Annotated in this window: 22 protein-coding genes; 2 read left to right on the top strand and 20 right to left on the bottom strand. The window is 58.2% G+C overall.

Translation table 11 applies throughout. The annotated features are described in order from the left end of the window. Positions 1-86: 86 nt before the first annotated feature. From QO002_RS27170 to QO002_RS27240, 15 genes are all read right to left on the bottom strand, one after another. Entirely contained in the window at positions 87-362 is a 276-nt protein-coding gene (locus QO002_RS27170) for a hypothetical protein (protein ID WP_307235840.1), read from the bottom strand. Between the two features lie 535 nt (positions 363-897). After that, entirely contained in the window at positions 898-1,107 is a 210-nt protein-coding gene (locus tag QO002_RS27175; RefSeq protein WP_045016315.1) for a cold-shock protein, read from the bottom strand. A 302-nt stretch (positions 1,108-1,409) separates the two neighbouring features. Continuing rightward, on the bottom strand, positions 1,410-3,356 hold the full coding sequence (locus QO002_RS27180; RefSeq protein WP_307235843.1) for a hybrid sensor histidine kinase/response regulator: 1,947 nt from the start codon (positions 3,354-3,356) through the stop codon (positions 1,410-1,412). Further along, entirely contained in the window at positions 3,353-3,583 is a 231-nt protein-coding gene (locus QO002_RS27185; RefSeq protein ID WP_307235845.1) for a hypothetical protein, read from the bottom strand. Before QO002_RS27185 ends, QO002_RS27180 begins: the two co-directional genes overlap by 4 nt. A gap of 397 nt (positions 3,584-3,980) precedes the next feature. Then, on the bottom strand, positions 3,981-4,175 hold the full coding sequence (locus tag QO002_RS27190; protein WP_307235847.1) for a hypothetical protein: 195 nt from the start codon (positions 4,173-4,175) through the stop codon (positions 3,981-3,983). A 155-nt stretch (positions 4,176-4,330) separates the two neighbouring features. Next, positions 4,331-5,176 carry an HpcH/HpaI aldolase/citrate lyase family protein gene (locus QO002_RS27195; RefSeq protein WP_307235850.1) on the bottom strand — a complete coding sequence of 282 codons (846 nt, stop codon included), beginning with the start codon at positions 5,174-5,176 and terminating at the stop codon, positions 4,331-4,333. Next, on the bottom strand, positions 5,173-6,387 hold the full coding sequence (locus QO002_RS27200; protein ID WP_307235852.1) for a CaiB/BaiF CoA transferase family protein: 1,215 nt from the start codon (positions 6,385-6,387) through the stop codon (positions 5,173-5,175). The genes QO002_RS27195 and QO002_RS27200 overlap by 4 nt, the downstream gene beginning before the upstream one ends. Further along, positions 6,384-7,439, bottom strand: a complete 1,056-nt coding sequence (locus tag QO002_RS27205) for an ABC transporter ATP-binding protein (protein ID WP_307235854.1) — start codon at positions 7,437-7,439, stop codon at positions 6,384-6,386. Before QO002_RS27205 ends, QO002_RS27200 begins: the two co-directional genes overlap by 4 nt. An 86-nt stretch (positions 7,440-7,525) precedes the next feature. Next, positions 7,526-9,631, bottom strand: coding sequence for an ADP-ribosylglycohydrolase family protein (locus QO002_RS27210; RefSeq protein ID WP_307235856.1), 2,106 nt, complete (start codon positions 9,629-9,631; stop codon positions 7,526-7,528). A 21-nt stretch (positions 9,632-9,652) separates the two neighbouring features. After that, complete coding sequence (locus tag QO002_RS27215; protein WP_307235858.1) at positions 9,653-10,855, bottom strand: ADP-ribosylglycohydrolase family protein; 1,203 nt, start codon at positions 10,853-10,855, stop codon at positions 9,653-9,655. After that, complete coding sequence (locus QO002_RS27220) at positions 10,824-12,248, bottom strand: extracellular solute-binding protein (protein ID WP_307235860.1); 1,425 nt, start codon at positions 12,246-12,248, stop codon at positions 10,824-10,826. Before QO002_RS27220 ends, QO002_RS27215 begins: the two co-directional genes overlap by 32 nt. A 49-nt stretch (positions 12,249-12,297) precedes the next feature. Next, positions 12,298-13,194, bottom strand: coding sequence for a carbohydrate ABC transporter permease (locus tag QO002_RS27225; protein WP_307235862.1), 897 nt, complete (start codon positions 13,192-13,194; stop codon positions 12,298-12,300). Further along, positions 13,194-14,081: an ABC transporter permease gene (locus QO002_RS27230; protein ID WP_307235864.1), complete on the bottom strand. Its 888-nt coding sequence runs from the start codon at positions 14,079-14,081 to the stop codon at positions 13,194-13,196. The genes QO002_RS27225 and QO002_RS27230 overlap by 1 nt, the downstream gene beginning before the upstream one ends. Positions 14,082-14,174: 93 nt before the next feature. Then, positions 14,175-15,221 (bottom strand): LacI family DNA-binding transcriptional regulator, encoded by a 1,047-nt coding sequence (locus QO002_RS27235; RefSeq protein ID WP_307235866.1) that lies wholly within the window; start codon positions 15,219-15,221, stop codon positions 14,175-14,177. A 91-nt stretch (positions 15,222-15,312) separates the two neighbouring features. Beyond that, positions 15,313-15,795: a GNAT family N-acetyltransferase gene (locus tag QO002_RS27240; RefSeq protein ID WP_307235868.1), complete on the bottom strand. Its 483-nt coding sequence runs from the start codon at positions 15,793-15,795 to the stop codon at positions 15,313-15,315. Between the two features lie 277 nt (positions 15,796-16,072). Between QO002_RS27240 and QO002_RS27245 the strand changes: the two genes are divergently transcribed. After that, the gene (locus QO002_RS27245) at positions 16,073-16,219 is read left to right on the top strand and encodes a hypothetical protein (RefSeq protein WP_307235870.1); all 147 of its coding nucleotides are present in this window, start codon (positions 16,073-16,075) and stop codon (positions 16,217-16,219) included. Here QO002_RS27245 and istB read toward each other — a convergent pair. Beyond that, positions 16,209-17,051, bottom strand: a complete 843-nt coding sequence (gene istB / locus QO002_RS27250) for an IS21-like element helper ATPase IstB (protein ID WP_307236279.1) — start codon at positions 17,049-17,051, stop codon at positions 16,209-16,211. The genes QO002_RS27245 and istB overlap by 11 nt on opposite strands. A gap of 166 nt (positions 17,052-17,217) precedes the next feature. Here istB and QO002_RS27255 point away from each other — a divergent pair, with 166 nt between their 5' ends. Then, positions 17,218-17,424, top strand: a complete 207-nt coding sequence (locus QO002_RS27255) for a hypothetical protein (RefSeq protein ID WP_307235872.1) — start codon at positions 17,218-17,220, stop codon at positions 17,422-17,424. A gap of 339 nt (positions 17,425-17,763) precedes the next feature. Here QO002_RS27255 and QO002_RS27260 read toward each other — a convergent pair whose 3' ends face one another. From QO002_RS27260 to QO002_RS27275, 4 genes are all read right to left on the bottom strand, one after another. Further along, positions 17,764-19,395: an ABC transporter ATP-binding protein gene (locus QO002_RS27260; protein WP_307235874.1), complete on the bottom strand. Its 1,632-nt coding sequence runs from the start codon at positions 19,393-19,395 to the stop codon at positions 17,764-17,766. Then, entirely contained in the window at positions 19,392-20,207 is an 816-nt protein-coding gene (locus QO002_RS27265) for an ABC transporter permease (protein WP_307236282.1), read from the bottom strand. Before QO002_RS27265 ends, QO002_RS27260 begins: the two co-directional genes overlap by 4 nt. Further along, positions 20,204-21,208, bottom strand: coding sequence for an ABC transporter permease (locus tag QO002_RS27270; RefSeq protein ID WP_307235876.1), 1,005 nt, complete (start codon positions 21,206-21,208; stop codon positions 20,204-20,206). The genes QO002_RS27265 and QO002_RS27270 overlap by 4 nt, the downstream gene beginning before the upstream one ends. Before the next feature lie 64 nt (positions 21,209-21,272). Further along, a complete protein-coding gene (locus QO002_RS27275) occupies positions 21,273-22,826 on the bottom strand; it encodes an ABC transporter substrate-binding protein (protein ID WP_307235878.1) in 1,554 nt (517 codons plus the stop codon). Between the last annotated feature and the right edge of the window lie 24 nt (positions 22,827-22,850).

Raw genomic sequence — 22,850 nt, forward strand, 5'->3', positions numbered from 1 at the left:
AGCCGCTCCCTGCCACCCCCGCTTGAGGCAAGCCTAACACGGCACTCGTATCCTCGCCCATACAGTCCCCTGACAAAGGACCGAAGCTACACCCGGTCGTATGTAAATGAAGTCAGTAGCGTGGTGACGAAGTTGCTCGCTCTCTCCTTGATGAGTACCTCGGTCCATTCATCCGTTCCTCGCAGCCTCAAGTCTGTATGGATGCTGTCGACTGCGGCCTCTTCTATACGCTTGATCTGCGTCTGGAACGCGACCTCTCCACCGACGTGGTACATATCCCTGATCACCATTCGTAGAATTTCCTGGATGGCGATCTGCCAAGCAGTGTTGATTGCTTGCAAGTCTTTGGTTTCCTGTAACATAAATGCTCCTATGTTGCGTGCGGCGTGACAAGCAGCGCGTCACGTTGTCTGCGAAATGTTGGATGTCGATGACGCGATTTCTCGCCAACGGCTTGTTATAGGCAAGGCTGTGATGTTCCGGACGGGCGACGCCAGCGGACATCAGGCCGGAGTGCTGTCCGCATGAGAGGACCCGATTGCCGGTGCGTCATCTTGGTTGCGGGCATTCGGCGGCGAGCACAGTGCTGACTGCAGCTGGGCAGCACGTTCCTTGGTCAGCCCCGCCTTCCGAAGCCGGATCGCCTTAGCGTCTTGGGACTGGCATTCAGTGCCAGTTCCTCGATTGCCGTGTGTTCGCGAAGGATTGCGTCTCCACGTTGCCAAAGCCAATCTCAGCAGGCTGGCGAGATTTTTCTAGAATACCCGCTTTGAAAAAGCCGTGGGAGAAGCGTCAGCCCGAGCAAAAAAAAGGCCAGGCAGTTTTGCCTGACCTCGTCTTGGGATTTCGCTCTCGCAGTGCCAGTTCATCCGTGGTCAAAGGAAAGCAGATATCAGATTATGCTGCCTGGAGATTGCAAGCCGACATCTTGCCAGACTTGTTATCTCGCTCCAGGTCGAAGCCGATCTTCTGACCTTCGACGAGTTCGCGCATACCGGCGCGCTCTACGGCAGAGATGTGAACGAAGGCGTCCGCGCCACCGTTGTCGGGCTGAATGAAGCCGAAGCCCTTGGTGGAATTAAACCATTTAACTGTGCCAGTGGTCATGATGAACCCTTTCATAGCAATATAGATGACCGCCACGCCAAAGCGGTGCGGATGATGATAGCGATTGTTTTAAAGGGAGGGTTCGTTCAAAACGCGGTGCCAATCGCGCGGTAACCAAAGCTCAGCAAGAAAATATCGATAAACCTTTGATAGTGGCTCTCGGCCAGACTGTCAACTTTTAGTTTTCCTGTGTTTCGTCAAAGTTCCCCTCCGCATATTCCCACGATGAGCGCCGCCTTCATAAGGATATGCGGACCTTGTATGGCGGGAACCACTCCGTTGCATTCCCCTGCACCCAAACGCTACGGTTTCCGGACGTCTAGTATGGTCGCGAGAGCGTCGTTCAGCTGCGACTGCATGAAGGGCTTAGACAATCTTTGAAGCCCCGTGCCGACGCCATCAGGCAATTCTGCATACCCGGTTGCAAGCAGGATCGGAACGTCGGGAAAGAGCTCGGCCACGTGTGCGGCCAGTTCAACGCCCGTCATGTCCGGCATCGCGTGGTCCGTGATGATCACGTCTGGAACTGAGCCGCTTTCCAGAATTCGGAGAGCGTCCTTTCCGGAATGCGCTTCGATTGCAACGTGACCAAGATCTTCCAGCATCAATGCAGTATTCATGAGAACGAGGGCATCGTCATCGACGGCGAGTACGGTCAACGATCGCTCCAGGAACGGCGTGGAAGCGGCCTTTTCCGGTGTACCTGCCGTTTCCGTCTTTTCCGGCTCGGCGATAGGAAGCCATAACTCAGCTCTCGTTCCCTCCCCCTTGCGCGACTGCAGCACGAGGGCGCCGCCGGACTGCGCCATAATGCCCTGAACCATCGGCAGTCCTAAGCCAGTACCTTTCCCGACGCCCTTCGTGGTAAAGAACGGCGTCGCCGCTTTCTCGAGCGTATCCACGTCCATCCCCTCGCCCTCGTCGGTGACGGAGAGGACGATGTAGTGGCCAGTGGAAAGTTCTTTGATCTGTCCCGCACCCACCGTTTGGCGTCGGGCTTCAATGGAGATGCACCCACCGCCTTGCATTGCATCGCGAGCATTGACCACCAGGTTGAGCAGTGCACTCTCGAGCTGGTTCGGGTCGGACAGGACCGGCGGCATCACAAGCGGGAACGTCGTGGCGATTTCGATGCCGGGACCGATGGTGCGTTCGATGAGCGACGCCATTTCCCGCACAAGCTCTGCAAGATTGACCCTTTCCAGCTTGAGATCCTGTTTCCGCGAAAACGCAAGTAGACGTTGGGTCAGCGAAGCGCCTCGTTTCGCCCCCTGAATGGCGTTGTTGATGAGATCAGCATTGTTCTGGCCTAACACCGCACGCTTCTTGGCGATCTCCAAACTGCCGAGGATGGCTGTCAGAAGATTATTGAAGTCATGCGCAATGCCGCCAGTGAGCTGGCCTACCGCTTCCATCTTCTGTGCTTGAAAGAGGTCCTGCTGTGCGCGGTCAAGTGCTTCCTGAGCCTGTCGCTTCTCGGTGACGTCGCGCGTCACCTTCGCAAAGCCGATGAGCGACCCGTCCTCAGCATGAATCGCATCGATGATGACGCTCGCCCAAAAACGCGTTCCATCTTTCCGGACACGCCAGCCTTCCTTCTCGAACCGACCTTCGGTCGCGGCGATCTCGAGCGCCTTTCGCGGAAGCTCGGCAGCACGATCCTCCTCGGTGTAGAACCGCGAGAAATGTTGCCCGATGATCTCGCTTGGCTCGTAGCCCTTGATGCGCTGTGCGCCTGCGTTCCAACTCGACACGTTGCCTTCGGGTGTGAGCATGTAAATCGCGTAGTCCGTGACACCTTCGACCAGCAGACGGAACTGCTCCTCGCTACGCCTAAGCTCCTGTTCTGCCAGCTTTCGCTCTGACAGGTCGCGGGTGATCTTTGCGAACCCGATAAGCTGGCCTCCGGGGTCGCGCATGGCATCGATCACGACGTGCGCCCAAAAGCGCGCGCCATCCTTTCGGATGCGCCAGCCCTCAGCCTCAAATCGACCATCGGCCGCAGCAGTTGCCAGAGCCTGCTGCGGGATGCCGGCCTGCCGATCCTCAGGTGTATAGAAACGCGAGAAGTGCTCACCCAGGATCTCTGCCTCTGTATAACCCTTGAACCGTTTGGCACCTGAGTTCCAGCTACTGACGTGTCCATCCGGATCGAGCATATAGACGGCATAGTCCGTGATGGCATCGACCAGCAACCGGTAGCGGCCATCCAGCGCCTCGGCCTGGAACGTGGTCACGTCTGCACTCATGTCATTACCCCCCCTATGACGGTTGGACCGTCGTGCGAACTTAGGCTGGCCTGCCGCACCGACAAGCCCCGGGTGGCGCGGCTTTTACCGACTTTCTTGACGGATTTCTTGACGACGTCCGTGTTTGACCGGTCGTCGCCATTCTTGCCCGCGTCAAAATGCTCGCCGCGACCAGACGCCACCGGTGTCACCACCGCAAAAATGGCGTCCACATTCACCACCGCCAACGCTGCCGTAGCTCTTCATTGAACCACACTCCAGCATCATGGTCAGCGCCCCCTGCGGAGTGGAAGTGAAGGAAGTGGCCGTGTCGGTTCTGTCGAAGCCAGATCTTGAACGATCTATAGCTTGGATGGTCCATTTCTTTATCTGTCAGGGTTCGAAACCATATTCTACTCAGGGAGCGAATAGCGTTCTCGGCTTCAGGTTTTTCCATGGCTCATGCGCCCCATGTAAATCGAAGTTGGTCCAATGGTTCGTTTTGCGGTTGCGTGGAAAACACCTTCTGGCAAAGATAGTGACCGGGAAGCTTCGGGAAGCACCGTTTGATAGGTCGGGTGCCCGCGTCGGCATCCTTGCTGCAAACGATCTCGTCTTGACGAAGGTGAACTAAGGATTTGCACTTCACGATGGCTTCATGCCGGTGTCTATTAATGCCGCAAACGTCACGCAGAAATCATGTGCCGCCGCCGCCGCCTCATTCTCATTGTTAAACGGACCGAGAACAGTGACGAAGCCCTCAACATTGACTGAAATCGTTTTGGTGTCTGGATCGAAGCTAAAGGCCCCGTTCAACGGACTTGTCTCACGCCTGTTCATCGGAAACCTCCAGGTTCGCTCTGATGAGGCCGTTTCCCTAGAGTCCAAGGGATGAGGGCTTCAGTGGATGGTCTGTCTGAAATCGTGTAGGCGCGTCCTCGATGCCCCGTTCAATCATCGAGCCGGCGAAGCCGATGCCACACGCCTTAGTCGCTTTATTGAGACACCTCATCGAGGATACGGCGGGCGCGGGCAACAATTGGCGCGTCCACCATGGTGCCGTCCAGTACAAACGCACCCCGCCCTCCCGCCTCCGCGGCCGCGGCGGCCTCGACCACAGTACGGGCCCAAGCAATTCTTTCGACGCTCGGAGAAAAAGCCGCGTTCAGAATGGAAACCGCGGACGGATGAATGCAGCTTGCGCCATCAAAGCCATGCGCTTTTGCTTCGCGCGCAGCGGCCCCAACTGACTCGAGATTGCTATAGTCCGCTATCGTGCTCAGCGTGCCGAACGATAGCTTCCCTTCGGCCTTGGCTGCGAGGTGCACCATAAGTTTCGGAAGCCGTAATACTTCAGGAAGTGGCTCCGCACCCATACCAGCTGCGAGATCCTCACCGCCCGTCGCAAGGCCGACCACGCGTCGAAAGCGGGCAATCGCTCGCGCTTCGAGAACTGCTCCGGCATCTTCCAGTAGCGGCACGAAGCTGATCTCGTCCCTTCCGATCTGTCGTTCTATTGGCTCGACGTGGGAAGCAAGAATGTGGAGTTGGTCCGGTGATTGTGTCTTTGCGATGTAAAGACCGAAGGCACCGGCTTGGCAGGCGGCCAGAGCGTCCGCCTTCTGTAGCCCCGGCTCGGAATTGATCCGCACGAAGACCTTGGCGCCGTTGCGCCCAGCCATGGGAACAGCGTCCAAAAGCCTTTCGCGCGCAGCCTGCTTCTCGGCTGGGACCACGGAATCTTCCAGATCGAGGATGATCGCGTCTGCACCGCGCTCATGAGCCTTGGCGATGAAACGTTCGGAAGAGGCTGGGACATAGAGCAAGGAGCGGAACCTCATGACTGTTCCCCCAGGATGATTTCGATCATTGCTGACTCCAGCCCCGCCTCGGCCAGCACTTCGGCGGTGTGTTCGCCGAGCGAGGGGGCGGGCTTGCGCCAGACACCTGGCGTTTGGGAGAGCCGGGGAACGATGTTGTGCATCGGCAGGCTACCGAATTCGGAGTCTTCGGCATTGACGATGATCTCGCGGTCGGCAAAGTGCGGGTCCCGCGTAGCATCGGCAACATTATAGATCGGCCCGACGGTTGCGCCTGCATTGCGCATGATCTCTAGCGCCTCGTCGTGATCATGCTCGGCGAACCAACCGCCGACAACCTCATCCACCAGCGCCCGGTTCTTGACACGATCCGAATTGGTCGCAAAGCGTGGATCATCGTTCATGTCGGCGCGGCCGATGATCTCAAAGATGCGCCGGGCCACCTGCGGCGTCGAGCCGGAGAGCGCGACATATTTGCCGTCTCGACATTTGTAGACATTGCGCGGAGCTGCAGTATTTGAGGCGCTGCCGACGCGCTCCTTGATCACCCCTGTCACTTTGTAAATCGCGGATTCCGGGCCGAGCACGGAGAAAATCGGTTCCAGCAGCGAGAGATCGATGACCTGTCCCCTTGCAAGACCACGATCGCGGGCAAGCAGCGCCGTGACAGTCGCCGAACTGCCATAGACGCCGGCAATCATGTCCGCCAGTGCGAGTGGTGGCAGGACCGGTTCGCGATCGGGAAAGCCAGTGCGGTAGGCAAAGCCGCTCATGCCCTCGACGATCGTGCCGAAGCCGGGCAATTGCGCGTAGGGTCCTGTCTGGCCGAAACCCGAAATGCGTACGATGATGAGATCCGGATTGCGTGCATGCAACACGTCCGGCGCTAACCCCATCTGCTCCAGCGTGCCCGGCCGGAAGTTCTCGATAAACACATCAGCTCTCTCAATGAGCGACCAGAGCGCGTCCATGTCGGCCTTCCGGCGGAGATTCAAGACGACCGAGCGCTTGTTGCGGCTGTACGTCTTCCAATAGAGCGAGTGACCGTCATCCTTCCAGTCGCGCAGTGGGTCGCCGGAGGGTGACTCGATCTTAACGACATCGGCGCCGAAATCGGCGAGTTGCAGCGACAGCATGTTCCCGGCTACTAGCCGCGAAAGATCGAGCACCTTGATGCCCTCCAAGGGACCTTTAGCACTTGGATCCCAATGTCTACGCGAATAGCCGGTCATTGGAGGCGCTCTCCGGAAGCTTCATCGAACAGGAGTACATTGGCGGGGTCGATACCGATCCTGACCTGCGCACCTGGCAGGAGTGGCGGGTCGTCACCCAGCACCATAGTGATGTCGGCCGCAGCCAGCCGGAGAGTGACTTCCTGTGTATCACCTGTTGGTTCGACCAGTGCGATCCCAGCGGCGATGCCCTCATCGCTGAGACGGATATGCTGCGGGCGGATGCCATAGACAACACTACGACCCTGAACCGGATGGGTGCCGGACGGCAGCGGTAGCCTGGTGCCATCGGCAAGCCGCAGCATCCCTCCGTCGACCACGCCTTTCAGGAGGTTGATTTCCGGCGATCCGATGAACCCAGCGACGAAGAGGTTGCGCGGATTTCTGTAGAGTTCCAGAGGCGGTCCCATCTGTTCGATCTTGCCGCCGTTCAGCACTACGATCGTGTCGGCCATGGTCATGGCTTCGGTTTGATCGTGGGTGACGTAAATCGTCGTCTTGCCCAGGCGTTGATGCAGTTTCTTGATCTCGCCGCGCATCTTGACGCGCAGCTTGGCATCGAGATTGGACAGAGGCTCATCAAACAGGAAGGCGCGCGGATCGCGCACGATGGCGCGTCCCATGGCAACGCGCTGGCGCTGTCCACCGGAAAGCTCGCGGGGAAGCCGGCCGAGAAGGTGCTCAAGGCCGAGGATTTCAGCAGCGTCCGTGACGCGACGGCTGATCTCAGCCTTTGAAACCCCGGCGAGCTTCAGCGCGAAGCTCATATTGTCGGCGACCTTCATATGCGGATAGAGCGCATAGCTCTGGAACACCATCGCAAGATCGCGTTCCTTTGCCGGCATGTCGTTGACAATCTTGCCGCCGATGGTGATCTCACCGGCGGTGATATCCTCCAGTCCGGCAATCATCCGTAACAGCGTGGACTTTCCGCAGCCCGACGGACCGACCAGTACCACAAATTCGCCGCTGCTCATATCCAGCGAGATATCGTTGAGCACGGATAGGCTGCCATAGCTCTTGCCGACGTTCCTGAGTTCGATCTCAGACATGCATGTTCCTCCCGATTGATCCGGCAATACTGCCTTCGCCCCACCCTACTCTGTGTTGAGAAGTGGACAGAAGGGGCTCAGCTTTCTCAGGCGGCCTCGACGATCTCGACCGTGCCCACGCTCATGCGCCCCAATGCACCGAGGCGGAGGCCGGCCATGCCATGGATGTATTGGTCGTCGTTTGCCTCGATCAGCGTTTTGCCGTCGACCGAGAACGACAAGGCATCGCCTAGTACCGAAAATCCGAATGCATAGTTGCGGCCAAACTCGCGCTTGAACGGCGCCCGTGCCAAAACCGTAGTGCCGAAATCCTCCTTCAGGATCACGACATCGTCGCCATCGAACCCGGCGGCGTAGAACTGGCTGGTCCCTCGAACGCGCGCGGTGACAAGTTGCGACTCGCCTGCCAGAGGTTGGATATCAGCGAGAACAGTAACTGCGCGAGCATAGTAGTGCCCCGTCCAGATATCGGCATCGCTGGCCGTATGGGCGTGAATGCGGCCATTTTGCAGGGACCAGTGGCCGCGGTTCCAGGTGAAGCGCGAAATTGCGCCCCATTCCTGCACTTCAGTGCACGGATCGATAACGGTGTGGCCTGCACCCTCGACCTTGAAATCGGCCAGGAATAGGCGGCCGAGGAATTTTAACCTGCCGAAATATTCGACCTGGATACCGATCTCGTCGATGGCTTCTCGACCTTCCGGGATGGTGAACGCATAATCCTGCCAGCCCTGATGATCCGGCACATGCCAGCCTCCGACTTCCTCAATCGTTCCGGACATGGCGCGACGAACATAAGGGACGACACGCAGATTCCCGTCGCCGTTCCATGGATCGAGCCAGAGCTTGAACGAGACCTTCTGTCCTGCATCGACCAACGGCGTGAACATCGGACGATAACGCTCGTCGTCAAAATCCTCGCGCCGATAAAACGGCTTCCAAAAGATGCGGCCGCCATGCCCGCGTTCCAACCGGTCGAGCTGGATTTCAAGCGAGCCGCGAGAGCCTTCCACATGCTTTTCGGTAGATGCCTTGACGCTGACCTGGTTGAAGCCAGCGGTACGGAAGCCATGAGTAGAACCAGGCAGATCGAAGTCAAAGCGGATGCCGCGCCGGGTGAAATCCTCAAGCCAGAGAGCCGGCACCTCATCGCCGCGAAGCTGGAGCGCCAGCACCGTCAGTTCTCGCGCAAAGGACGGAATATCGACAATGTTGATCGAGCCGACAACGCCGGATGCGACGACGAAATCGTTGATCGGGGTCCTGTAGCGATCCCAGTCCGGTTGCACACCCTGGAACGTACCGACGATGGCACCGGCGTTTCCCGCATTGCAGTCGGTATCCCAGCCGGCCATCGTGGCGATCTCGGCGGTGCGCGGCAGATCGCCGCCACCGTAAAGGATCGCCATCACAGTGACGCCGGCGTTCGGTATGATGTGGCAAACGCCGGGATAACGGTCGTAGCCCCATTCGGCTGTGAGCATGTCGCGGCAGGCGCGCCAGTTGCCGGGATTGGCCTTGTGGAAATCGATGACCGCCTCGGCGACGCGGGCATAGGTGGATTTTGCATCGATGGTCGCCATAGCGGCCGTGAGGATTTCGGCGATCGATGTCGCCTCGAATGCCTTGGCAATGGCAGCGGCACAGAAACGTGCACCGTTCAAACCTTCCCCGTCATGGGCAACGCTGGCCGCGCGGGCTGAGGCGTCAGCGGCTTTCTGCGGCTCGCCGGGATGCACCCAGCCCCAACTATCGATGAAGATCTGCCCGCCGATCTGCTCGGCAACGGCTGCGCCGTTCTGGGCGATTGAGCCGGACAAGGGTGCCGGAATACCGGCGCGCAAGTTGCGATAGGCCGTGTGTTCGGTCGATACGCCGAATCCGCCCCACCAGTACATGCCGTGCTCTTCGGCGGCATAGTTCACCCAGGTCCGGCCGACATCGGCAGCGCTCGCCTTCAAGCCGTAGTCGCGCAGTGCACGAATGAAATAGACCGGGCCGTTGGTATCGTCATCGGCGGCGAAATTTTTGAAGTCGCGCAGATATCGCGTGACTTCGCCATAGGTTTTCTGGATGCGCTCATAGCTCCAGATCGTCGGCTCGACCGGGGCGCCGAGACGAACACCAATGGCCTTGCCGATAAACCCGGCATAGATCTTCTCGTAAATCATCTCTTTGGTCAGCTTGGACATGATGCGTCTTTCTTTGCAGTACTAAATCAGGAGAGCAGCGCGGCTTATGGCGCGGCTGTCAGTGGCAGCCTGGTCGGCTGCAAGGATGGATTTGACGGTTTCGGTAAACGCATCCGCCGATGCGATGAGGTCGAGCCGGTTTGCCTCGTCGAGCAATTGGCAATCGGCCTTGCCGATAACCTCTTCGCCATGCATGGCGCCGAGGATGGCACCGGCCATCACGCCGATTGAGTCGGTATCGCGGCCGGAATTGATCCCGTCCTCGATCGAGCGGCGGAAATCGCCGTCATTGACGAGGCAGAAGCCCAGCGCCAGCGGCAGTTCCTCGATCGATCCCAGGCGGTGCGGCTGATAGGCACCCGTCAACCGGCCGGCCTTGGCGGGCGTGTGGTTGACGTCATCGCCCATTGGCGAATAGGGGGCGATGATCCTGTGGAACTCGGCGACGACATTTGCATGGTCCGCACCCTGTGCCTTGAGCTGGCGGGCACTCTGTACGATATCGGCGATGGCGTTGCGGGTGCCGTCCTTTGCAAGTGCCAGCGCCGCTTCGACGACAGCATCAATGGTCGTGCCGGGAACGAAGGCTGCAGCGACCGCTGCTGCAAACACACCTGCCGCTTCCAGGCCGTAGCTTTCCTGATGCCCGCAGGCAAACGCGATCGCCTCGTCATAGGCGGCCTTCGGATCACAGGCGTTGACCACTCCGATCGGCGCCACGTACATGGCCGCACCGCAATTGACCATGTTGCCGATGCCACCTTGCCGGGGATCGCAGGAGGCCAGCTGGTGGCGCTGGAATATCCATTTCTCCGGGTAGAACAGTCGCTCGATCAACATCGCCTCACGCCGCAATTCCGGCACATAGCGCGGAATCCAGGCGATCTGACGCACCATTCCGTCGGCCATGTCCCAAGCGTCCAGATGCCTTCCGACCTCGGCATAGATATCCATCAGGCACAGCGTCATCAGCGTATCGTCGGTGACGATGCCGTTGCCGCGCACCCTCCCGTTGCGCGCCGTAGCGTCGAGCGACATCTTGTGCCATTGCATGTTGAGCGAAGAAACCCGCCCGTAACGCGCCAGTATATCGGCTGCCGATAGTTTTTCGACTGGAGCCCCCATGGCGTCGCCTAGAGCGACGCCATGAATGAGCGCGCGGACTCTCCCTTTTAGAGAGAGTCCGGAAGCACTATTTTTTTGCATCGAGAACAGTCCTTGCATAGTCGTTGAGACGTGTGCCGCCAGCGGCTTCCCATTCGGCGACATATTGATCCCACTGGTCCATTTTCGCCGTGCCGGAAATGAACTTGTAGACCCAGGAGCGGTAGACACTTTCAGTGGCATCAAGATCGGCGGCATAATCGGCCGGCCAGAGGAACGTGTTATCCGGCTTGAAGTCCTTCTGGATCGTCGCCAGTGACTGCTGGGCGGCTTCCGATTGCCACACCACCGGTGGCGTCCAGTTCGCCGCTACCATGAAGCGCGCATACCAGGTGGCGATCTTGTCAGTCACTTTGTATGTATCGCCATCCTTGGTAAACTCCTGGCCTTCAAAGCCCAGACGGTCGAACATCTGTCCCTGCGGACTTGCCATGAAGTCCAGCAACTTCATCACCTCTGCCTTGTGCTCGGAGGTTGTGGAGATGGCAAAGCCACGCGATTCCTTTGACACGTCGACGGCAGAAAGGCCTTGGCCGGCCGGGCCCTTCGGCGGCGGCAGCAGAACGAGTTCGGTACCCGGATGAACCTGCCGCATCTTGCCACCGTAGATGTCGATCACCTCACCGGAAGACCCGAAGATCACACCGGCCTTGCCGGTGTAAAACTTGTCTTCCTTCAAATCGAACTTGGTGGTGATGTATTCCGGATCGTAGAGGCCCTGCGCCCGCAGCGAGGCGTAGAAGGCGATTTTGTCCTTCTCCTGGCTGGTGATCCTGGCGCTGACCCATTCGCCAGCCGGGTTCTTCATCCACGTGCCGGTGATCCCGAACGCCTGGTTGAAAATCGAATCCAGCTCGTTGGTATTGTCGGCCGTGGTTACCCCATAGGTATCGGCGACACCATTGCCGTCGAAATCGCCGTCCTTGATCGCCTTGAACAGGGTCACATAGTCCTCGACGGTTTCGGGTGCCTTGAGGCCGGTCTTTTCCAACCAATCCTTGCGGATCACCGGCTGCGGACCGCGAACCGGATAGACATAGAGAAGATAAGGATAATTCTTCAACCGCTCGACATTGTGTGGCCAGAGCGCATCCTTGAGATAGGTCGTGTCGGCAATCATCGGCCCCAGATCTTCCAGCACGCCCTGTTCGACCATCTTGGCATCCCCACCCTGGAAATAGATCAGGTCCGGGATATCGCCCGACAGCAACATGACCGAAAGCTTGTCGGCATAGCCAGACGATGGCAGGTCCACGAGTTCAATATCGAGGTCGGTACCCTGCGCCTTCAGCGCTTCCTCAATCCGCTGAACATGTTTGACGTCATCCGGGTTGGTAGGACTGAAATCCTTGGATACGACCCGAATCTTGATCGGGTCGGCCATGGCAGGCACGGTGATGCCGAGGCACAGCGCCAGGGCAGTCGAGGTCGTCAGAACCAGTTTTCTAAGCATTTCGTCTCCTCCGTTAGATTTGCTTTATTTGGTTGTTGCGTCGTCACGATCAGCCTTTGAGCGCGCCGCTCATGGTGCCCTTCGTGAAGAATTTCAGGATCAGCGGATAGATCGCCAGGATCGGTACGATGGTCAGAAGGATCATGCCGGCCTTGAGTGCCCGCAGGTTGAGCTGCCCCGCACCCGTGTTGTTGTTGGCGCTGTCGACCCCGACGATCGCGATCTTATCGCCATCAATGACGAACTGACGCAGCACCACCTGCAACGGCCATTTCCCCTGGTCGTTGAGATAGATCATTGACCGGAAGAACTCATTCCAGTGAAAGACCAGGTAAAACAGCGAGATCGTTGCCAGCGCCGGCTTGGCGAGAGGCAGTACCAAATGCCAGAAGACCTGGAAGGGGTTGGCACCATCGAGTTCGGCCGCTTCCAGCAACTCCTTCGGGATCTCTTCGAAGAAGCGGATGAGGATGATCAGATACCAGGCATTGACCGCCTTGTAGAGGATCACCGACCAGTAGCTGTCGAGCAGTCCAAGCCGCTTGTTGACGAAATAATCTGGAATGATGCCGGGCTCAAAGACGATGGTGACGAGTACGAGGATGAACAATGCCTTGCGTCCCGGCAGGTTCGGCCGTGAAAGCGCCCAGGCCATCAGTGCCGTCCCCACCACGCCGATCAGCGTGCTGACGCCGGTGATGAAGATCGAGTTGACGATGCCACGTTGAACATTGGGGTGCTGGAGCAAGACGCTCCACACCTCGAACGAAAAGCCTTGGGGCAGGATGGCCAGTCCGTTCATACCCGGCACCTTGGACGGCTCGGACAGCGAAATCGCCAGAAGGTTCAGGATCGGCTGAACAGTGACGACCACAAGCAGCAGGAGCGTTGAAACGATGATGGCGTATTCGATGCGTTCAATCGGGGTCTTGCGCGACAGGGCCATTACCAGACTCCCTTTCCGGTCAGGCGTTTGGATACGAAATGCGCGATAATGATCATCATCGTCCCCAGTACAGCCTTGAACAGGCCGGCCGCCGTCGCCAGCGAATACTCGCCGGTCTGAAGTCCGATCCGGTAGACATAGGTATCGACGATATCGATCTTGCTGCGGACCACGTCGTTGGACAGGTTGATGACCTGATTAAGGTCGGCATTGAGGAACATCCCGGCATTCAGGATGAACAGGGTAGCTATCGTCGGAACGATGCCGGGCAATGTGACGTGCCAGATTTTCTGCCAGCGGTTGGCGCCATCGACCTCGGCCGCATCATAGAGCTGCTGGTCGATGGCGATGATAGCGGCCAGATAAAGCAGGCTGTCCCACCCCGCCGAACGCCAGATTTCCGTGAACACCAGCACCCAGCGGATGGCACCCGTGTCGGTCATGAACGACCGTGGCGCGATGCCGGCCATGCCAAGCAGATTGTTGACAGCGCCGTCCGTGGGCGACAGGGCGGCAATGAAGATGCCGGCGATCACCACCCAGGACAGGAAATGCGGCAGGTAAATCGCCGACTGGATGAACTTGCGCAGCGAACCGCCCCGCACCTCGTTCAGCAGCAGCGCCACGACGATGGGCACCGGCAGGAAGAACGCCATCTTCATCGTCGAAATGATCAGCGTGTTGGCGAGCACCTGCCAGAAGACCGAAGACGAGAACAACACCTGGAAATGCTTGAGCCCTACCCAGACATTAGGCGGCACAATACGCACCTGCTCGAAGGCGATCCGGGTCTCCCAGATGGGTAGGTAATGGAATATTAGAAAGAACAGGATCCCCGGCGCCATCATGACGTAATACGGCCACCAGCGACGCCAGCCATCGGCCAACGAAGAGGTCCGTCCCGGCTTGCCGCGGATTGCATTTATGGGAACGTTCCCAATATTTGGTGAAGTCAAAACGTGTTGACGGTCAGTCATGAATTATCCCCTCCCGGCTCCGGCTGTGCGCCTGGGCTGGTCTACCGACAGGTCGGCCAGCGAGCCACGCTCGACCAACCGGCACGGCATGAACACCCGGCCATGTTCGGGACGGCCGGCGATCTCGTCGAACAGGCAGTCGACCGCACGCATGCCGATCTCGCGGCCCGGCTTGGCGACCGTCGTCAATCCCGGCCATGAAAACGCGCCAGCCGGCACGCCATCAAAACCGAGAATAGAGACATCCTCCGGGCATCGAAGCCCCGCCTCGCGCACGGCGACCATGGCGCCGAGCGCCATCATGTCGTTGGCTGCAAATACGGCCAGATGGCGGGCGCGGCCCCGCGCCAGCAGCCGCTTCATCGCAGCATGCCCGCCTTCGACAGTATAGTCTCCATCTTCCATTGGCAGGGCCGACGGGTCGACATCGCGCTCGACACAATGCTCGTGGAAGGTTCGCAGGAAGCGTGCCCGCGCAATACGCGACTTGGGTCCAAGGATGAGTGCTGGAGCATGGTGCCCTTTGGCCACCAGATAATCCATGCCGATCCGTACTGCCTGGGCGATATCGGAGCCGACGCTGGAGGTGGCAGGGAAACGCTCGGCGCTTGAGCCGATCAGCACGAAAGGCAGCCCGAACCGGTCGAGATCGTCGAAATTATCACCCACTGGATTGATGATCGCGCCATCGACGCGTGCCTGGCGCAGAGCACGCAGATGGCTGGCTTCGCGACCGTGATCCCAATCGGATGAAAAGACCAGAAGAGACATACTATTCTGGGCGGCGCGATCCTGCGCACCGCGAGCTACCTCTGCCCAGAACGGGTTGGTAATGTCTGGAATGACGAGACCGAGCAGCCCGGTCCGTCCGGAGCGCATGCCGACTGCAAGATCATTGCGCTCGTAGCCCACAACCCTTGCGGCATCCAGCACTCGCTCACGCGCCTCGTCCGTCACATTGGAGGCGCCCGACAACGCGCGAGCGGCCGTGCTCTTCGACACGCCGGCCTTTTGCGCAACATCAATAATGGTTGGCCGCCGCCTTTGCATCAAAATCCGCCCTCCTCAGCATGATTTCGTGGGAACGTTACCACGAAATGTCTCGGTGCGCAAGGGGCGTTTCTTCGCGCATCAGAGTCATCTACCCTGGCCTGACATTAGGCCCAAGTCGTTTGCTCATGCGGAAGACCTGGTTGCCTCGCCAAAGCATCGTTGCACCATCATCCATATAGCCGGCGGAAATATAGAAACCATGGGCGGTGGCGGTGCTCATCAAATGGCTAACTGTTCTTCCATTCGCCATGAGATAGCGCTCGAGCTCAAACAAGATGGCCTTGCTCACGCCTCGAATTCGCAGGTCTGGACGGATGTAGTTCAGGCAGATTTCCCCATTCTTATTTGCAGCCCCAACGCCTGCAATGCGGTCCCCGATGAGGGCGACCAATACCGTTTGATTGGGATCTGCAATCCACATCTCCACGTGGTCGGGTGTTTTATTGCAAAGCCAGCCGCACAACGCTTCATGTCTGTTTTGGTGATCGAGTTCGCACAGTTCCGTAATCGAGCGGCGAAGGACCCTACAAATCTCACTGGCCTCAGCGATAGCCGCAGATCGTATTATCATGGATAACTCTCCGACAGAGCAGTGAACGCAATCGATTTAGAGTGACACGTGCTGTGGCCAGTGCCGTGTCCGAACCGACATGGCGCGGCACAGGCATTTCGGAGCTTCGCGACGTTGAACAGATCCGTCCGGTGCTCACTGCCCACGCGCTTTCATTTCTACTTGCGTCCTCCGAAATTCGATGCAGGCACCGAATTGAGGGTTTGAATTGCAATATGTCTCCAGCCGTTGGAGATTTGTCGCCATTATTCCGGGGACGTACTGTTGGAAATCCTGCATGCGTCGCCTTGTCAACGGCGGAGCAAAAGCAGGCCAGTGCGGCGGAGTAAAACCAGGCCAGCGGCAGGGCTGTGTTGCCGACATGGAAATGGCCCCGATCGGGGCCATTTCCATGTCGGCGGCGGTGATTTCGATCAGGGTGTGAGGATTTCGCCGGTATCGGGGTCGACGGTTTGGGTGGCCTGGTTTTGCTCCGCCCCTGATGACGGATTGCGGCGGCGGGCGGCGGACTGTTTCAGCCGGTAGCTGTCACCATTCATGGTTAGGATGCTGACGTGGTGGGTCAGCCTGTCGAGCAACGCACCGGTCAGCCGCTCGGACCCTAGCACCGACGTCCAGTCCTCAAACGGCAGATTGGACGTGACGATCGTCGAGCCGCGTTCGTAGCGTTGCGAGAAGGTCTCGAACAACAGCTCCGCTCCGGTCGATGACAAGGGGACATAGCCGAGTTCATCGATGATCAGCAGTTTTACCGAAGCCAGATCGCGCTGCAGCTTGAGAAGCCGCCGCTCGTCACGCGCCTCCAGGAGCTGACTGACCAACGAGGCTGCAGTGGTGAACGTGACGGTGAAGCCTTTCTGGCAGGCGGCGAGGCCCAGAGCGAGCGCGACATGGGTCTTGCCGGTGCCACTGTTGCCGAGAGCGATGATGTTGTCGCGCCGCAGGATGTATTCGCAACGGGCAAGCTCCAGGACAAGCATCTTGTTCAAGCCGGGTATGGCCGTGAAGTCGAAGGTGTCGAAGCTTTTGACCGCCGGGAAGCGAGCCGCGCGAATGCGCCGTTCGACTGTCCGGCGTTCCCGGTCGATCAGTTCCAATTCAATCAGGCGCAACAGATAGCGGGGATGGTCGACGCCGCTCTCGGCGCATTCCCGTGCTACCTTCTCATACTCGCGCAACACCGTCGGCAGTTTTAATTGCTTGAGATGGTGGGACAGAAGGATTTGCGGGGTTCCACCCGTTGTGCCTGATGGCATCGTGTCGCTTGCTGTGCGGGTCAGGATAACCTCAGCAACCATTGATCGTCGATCAACCGGGGATGTGCGATCGGCACTGCTCTTGAGCGCCGATATGATCCGAAGCCTGAAGATCGCGTTGGATGCGAAAGATCAGGTTTTGAGGGACGGATGAGGAATTCGAGCGATGACGAGCAGAAACCCGGAGAACCGCTACAAAATGTGCAAGAACGAGGGCGACGAGTTCTGGACCGTTTATGACATCTTCACTGGAGAGCCGGCCGAGATGAGCGGAACGTGGCTGACTGCCTGCGAGATGGACGAAGCCAACGACCTCGTTGACCTCCTGAACCTCGAATATATCAACCGCCGCAAGGGACGACACATTGAGTGACGGCAAGATTTACCAGTTCAGGGAGGGGCCGACCTATCAGGCCGCAACCAGGGAAGAGCAATGGCAAACCGCCCTGAGGATGGACGCCGAACGGCAAGTTCAGCACGACACAGCCGCCTGGCTCATCGTAGCGCTAATCAGCACCGCTCTGTTCGTGACGTTTATCCGGTTCGTATGGCTGAGGAAGCCTTCGTCTTAGGGCGATTGCCTACCGTTGGCATTCAGCATGAGGCCGTGTTCTAGGGGCGCTATGGCACGAGACGAACTGCCCCGAAAGAGCTCCGCAACGCGAGAACACCACAGTGCGTGTTCCCAGCAGACGCCAGCGGAACATCGTTTCTATCCGAGCTCGCTCGCTTGCGGATGCTTCTTTCGACCGCCCTTTTCGTGCCGACCCAGCCAGCCGACCTCGATTTTCGGAACAGCATTTACAAGCCGCTCCGTATAGGGATCGAACGGTGGAGACAGCACCTCTTCAGTCTCACCCCAACGCACCACCTTGCCTACGTGTAAGATCGTTACACGCGTGGCAATAGACCTGACAATGTTCAGATCATGGGTGATGAACAGATACGCAATTCCGCTCTCACGCTGGAGCCGGAGAAGCAAAGCCAAAATATCTTTGGCAACCAAGGGATCCAGCGCGGACGTTGGTTCATCGCAGATGATCAGGTGTGGCCGTGCAGCAAGGGCACGAGCAATGCAGACCCGTTGTTTCTGGCCACCGGAAAGTGAGCGAGGATACCGGTTTGCCAACGATGGATCGAGCTCCACCTGAGCCAGCAACTCATTTACCCGCCGTCGCCTGGAATCGCCCCGCAGCCCCTCGTAGAGAGTGACTGGCCGCCCCACAATCTCTTCGACCGAATGGCGTGGATTGAGAGCTGTATCTGGCATCTGGTGGATCGTCTGTAGTAGTCGGCGTTGCTCAAATGAGCGTTTGGCCGTTCGCGCGTGGACGTGTTCGCCCTTGAAGCGAACAGTGCCCTTCAAAGGCGGCAACAGACCATTGATCACGCGGCCAAGGGTCGATTTTCCTGAACCGGATTCGCCGACCAGCGCGGCAGTCTCCCCGACTCGGATTTCAAGGGATATATCCGTTAGGACCGGCCTGCCGTCTGCGTAGGCGGCCGTAATGCCCGAAACTGCCAACACGCTCGCGTCCAGACCCGGCTGAGACTGTCTCTCAAGTCGACTGGCGGCGACGAGCTTGCGGGTGTATTCGTGCGCGGGTTCTTGGACAATGCCCGCGACGGGTCCGTGTTCGACTGATTTGCCATGCCGCAATACCATGATTTCGTCTGCGATCTGCGTAACGACTGCCAGATCATGACTGATATAGAGGGCCGCGGCCCCGGCGTAGTTGATCGCATCGCGAATGGCCTTCAGAACCTCGATCTGGGTCGTCACATCAAGCGCAGTGGTCGGCTCGTCAAGGACGACGAGATCGGGACTTGAACATAAGGCCATCGCAGTCATGGCGCGCTGAAGCTGGCCGCCGGAGACCTGGTGAGGAAATTTATCGCCGAAGCGTATTGGGTCCGGCAGGCCGAGAAGGTGCATCAACTCGTTGGCGCGCGCATTCGCCTGATCGGGGGACGCAAGACCAGACCGAATGGACGATTCAGTTATTTGTTCTCGCAGACGGTAGGCTGGATTGAAAGACGCGCCCGCTGATTGGGCCACGTAGGTGATACGGTTTCCCCGCAACCGCCGGCGGTCGTCATCGCTGAGTGAAAGAAGACTCACTCCGTCAAACAGAATGGCTCCGGATTTTATGGCTAGACCGGGCCGGACATAACCGAGCGCAGCCAGCCCCAGCGTAGATTTTCCGGCGCCGGATTCACCGATGAGCCCAAGTACCTTGCCCTTCTCCAGCGAGAAAGAAATGTCCGCCACAATCGAGGAAGCCCCTGAGGTGTTGGTGCTCCCAATACTAAGATTCTGGATTTCTAGAAGTGGCTTTGTCATTCGTTCTCCAGGCCAGCGTCGGCATCGAGAATCCAATCGACAACCATGTTTACTGAGACGGCGAGTAGCGCAATCGCCGCTCCGGGTATCAGGGCCGCTCCCACTCCGAACAGAAGGCCATCCTTGTTCTCCTTGATCAAGCTACCCCAATCCGTGATCGGTGGCTGTATTCCGAGGCCAAGAAAGGACAGGGTCGACAGGAACAATACCGCAAAAATGAACCGCAGCCCTGTTTCGGCGACCAACGGTGCAAGCGCATTGGGGAGGATTTCGCGATAAACGATCCAAAGCCTCGTCTCTCCCCGCAATATTGCCGTTTCAATGTAATCGAGTGCCGCGATATCGGAGGCCACAGAACGGCTCAGCCGGAAAAAGCGGGTGCTCTCCAGGAGTGCAATGATGCCCACAATAAAGATGATCGACCTCGGCAGAACCGTCAACAGCACAAGGGCAAAAATCAGCGTCGGAATTGCCATCAACAGATCGACCAAACGGGACAGAATCGCATCCAACCAGTCGTTTCGCAGCCCCGCCAGCAGGCCAAGACTCGTTCCGACAGCCGCCGCAATCCCGGTTGCCGCTGCCGCTGTAAAAATGGTTACCCGTGCACCCCAAATGAAGCGTGACAACAGGTCCCTTCCTAGCATGTCGGTACCAAGCGGTGTGTTTAGCGACGGATAGTCCCATATCGATCCGACGATGTCGTTGACACCGTAGGGAGCGATATAGGGCGCAAACAACGCAACAAGGAGAAACGCTGCGACAAAACCGAGGCCGACACAGGCCGAAATGGTAAGGTGGTTGACCATTATTTTGGATATCTCAACCGCGGATTGGCAAGTATCGAGACGACATCCGCAAGCAGATTGAGACCAATGTAGACACCCGCAAAAAGCAGGCAGCATGCCTGAACGACGGGGATGTCGCGGTTGACGACACTGTCCACCATGAACTGCCCCATCCCTGGATAGACGAAGATGACTTCGACCACCACCACGCCGGCGACCAGATAGGCTAAGTTCAGAATGACCACGTTTGTGATGGCAGCGAGCGCATTGGGAAATGCGTGGTGCCAGATGATGAATGAGCGCGATGCTCCCTTCAGAATCGCCATTTCGATGTAGGGCAAAGCTAGAGTGTTCAGGAGCGCCGCCCGCGTCATGGTCGTAATATGACCGGTGACAGCCAAGGTAAGTGTAAGGCAGGGCAGGATCATCGCCAAGACCCGGTCGCCGAGGCCCATTGTCTCGAAGACCGTGGCACTGCTTGCAAGCCATCCGAGCGTAATGGAAAAAACGAAGATCAACAGATAGCCTACAAAGAACTCTGGCAGCGCGACGATCCCGCGCGTTAATGCGGAAATCGAGCGATCAAGAACAGTGCCCCGATAGCGGACAGACAGGATACCGAGAAACACGGAGAGCGGAACGGAGACCAGCGCGGCGGCGGCGGCAAGAAAGAGAGTGTTACCCAGGCGAAGACCAAGGCTTGAAGTTACGCTACGGCCATTCATCAGGCTGACGCCAAAATCACCTTGCAGTACGTTGGCAAGCCATACCAGATAACGCTCCACAAGCGGTCGATCGAGCCCCAGCCGCACGCGCAATTCGGCGAGCGCAGCCGGCGTAGCAGAGCGCCCGAGAAGCGCCGTTGCGGCATCCCCCGGTAGAATTTCTGTGCCGATGAAGATCAGCGTCGAAATCACGAACAACAGGACAAGGCCAATCAGGAAACGTCGGGCAATCAACCGAGCGATGCGGTGATCTTGAAATCGAGGCCGCAGTCCTGGTTCGATCGTGTCTACAAGCGCCATGGTTACCTCTTAGATCCATCGGACACTACCCAGCCGGTCCCTCCGGGTAGTGTCCATTGCGATCCTAGCTTTCCAGCCAGACCTTCTCGGCAGTTCTCGGGCCGTTTTGTCCGGGGATAGCCTTGTAACCTTTGAGCTTGCTGCTCGATGCACTGATTTGAGCTGAATAAGCCGGTATAACCGAGCTGTTTTCGTCGATGATCAGCACCTGTGCATCATGATAGAGTTGTTTGCGCTTTGTTTCGTCGAGTTCCCCGCGGGCCGCCAGTACAAGCTGATCGAAATTCTTGTTCTTCCAACCGGTCTCGTTCCAAGGAGCTTCTGACAGGTAGATCAGCGAAAGCATGGCATCGGCCGTCGGGCGCGCGCCCCAGCCGGACGCGACAAAGGGTTGCTTCAGCCATACGTCGGTCCAGTATCCATCCGCAGGCACACGGTTGACTTCGAAGGGGATACCTGCCGCCGTCGCCGATTGCTGGTAGAGTTGCGCAGCATCAAGTGCACCGGAGAAGCTGGCACCATCTGACGCCGAGAGTACCACGTTGCCGTCGTAGCCGGATTTCTTCCAGTGGAACGCCGCCTTCTCCGGATCGTAGGCGCGCTTCGGCACGTCGGTGGCGAAATACCGGTTTGAAGGAAAGATCGGGTTGTCATTCGACACCGTGCCGGCACCACTGAGAATGGAGGTCACGATCTGCTCTCGATCGATTGCATATTTGAGAGCAAGGCGCACATCCAGATTGTCGAATGGCGCACTGTCGGCGCGCCCCGCGAAAAGTACGATGGAGCTGTCATCTTCCTGGTGAAGGGCGAGTGCCTTGTTCGCTGCAAGTCTTTGTGCGACCCGTGGCTCTACATTGTTGATAAAATGCACGGAATTGCTGATCAGCGCGGCGACGCGTGCAGACTTGTCGTTATAGGCAACGGTTTCAACTGAATCCACATGGCCGCGCTCGGGGTCCCAATAGTTCGGATTGCGCCTAACCAAAGTCCGGACGCCGGGCTGGAAATTCTCAAGAATGAAGGCTCCGGTTCCGATACCGTCATCAAAGTTGGCACCGTCTGGTGTAATTCCAAAATGCACGTCACCAAGCAGGTATGGGAAATCGGCGTTCGGTCCGGAGAGCTGGAACGTGACCTCGTGATCCGCGGACTTGACGATATCGGCAACACTGAGGAGATACCCCTTGCCCGCCGACTCCGACTTTTCGCCTCGATGATGGTTTAGCGAGTAGATTACGTCCTCGGGTGTCAGTTCCTTGCCGTTGTGGAACTGGACGCCTTTCCGCAGCTTGAAAATCCATTGGCTGCCGCTGGCAGCCGGCTCCCAGGACTCGGCGAGGCCGGCACGAAGACTGCCATCGTCGTTAAGGTCCGTCAGCGTGTTGAAAAGCTGCAGCCCGACATTGTAGGCATATGCCTCGAAGTAGAACGCAGGATCGAGCCGGTCTGTGCTGGATGCGTTGTCGATGCCAAGAATGAGGTGGCCGCCTTTTTGCGGTTGCTGGGCGCGTGCGAAACCTGGCAAAAGGAGTGAGCCTGCAGCCAAAGCCCCAGTCGCCTTCAACAGAGTGCGTCGATTAATCCCGCCGGCATTTGTTTCGTTTTGAAATGTCATGGTCTTTGTCCGAGGGTTTCGCGC

The organism is Pararhizobium capsulatum DSM 1112, from assembly GCF_030814475.1.
In the GTDB taxonomy this organism is placed as follows: domain Bacteria; phylum Pseudomonadota; class Alphaproteobacteria; order Rhizobiales; family Rhizobiaceae; genus Pararhizobium; species Pararhizobium capsulatum.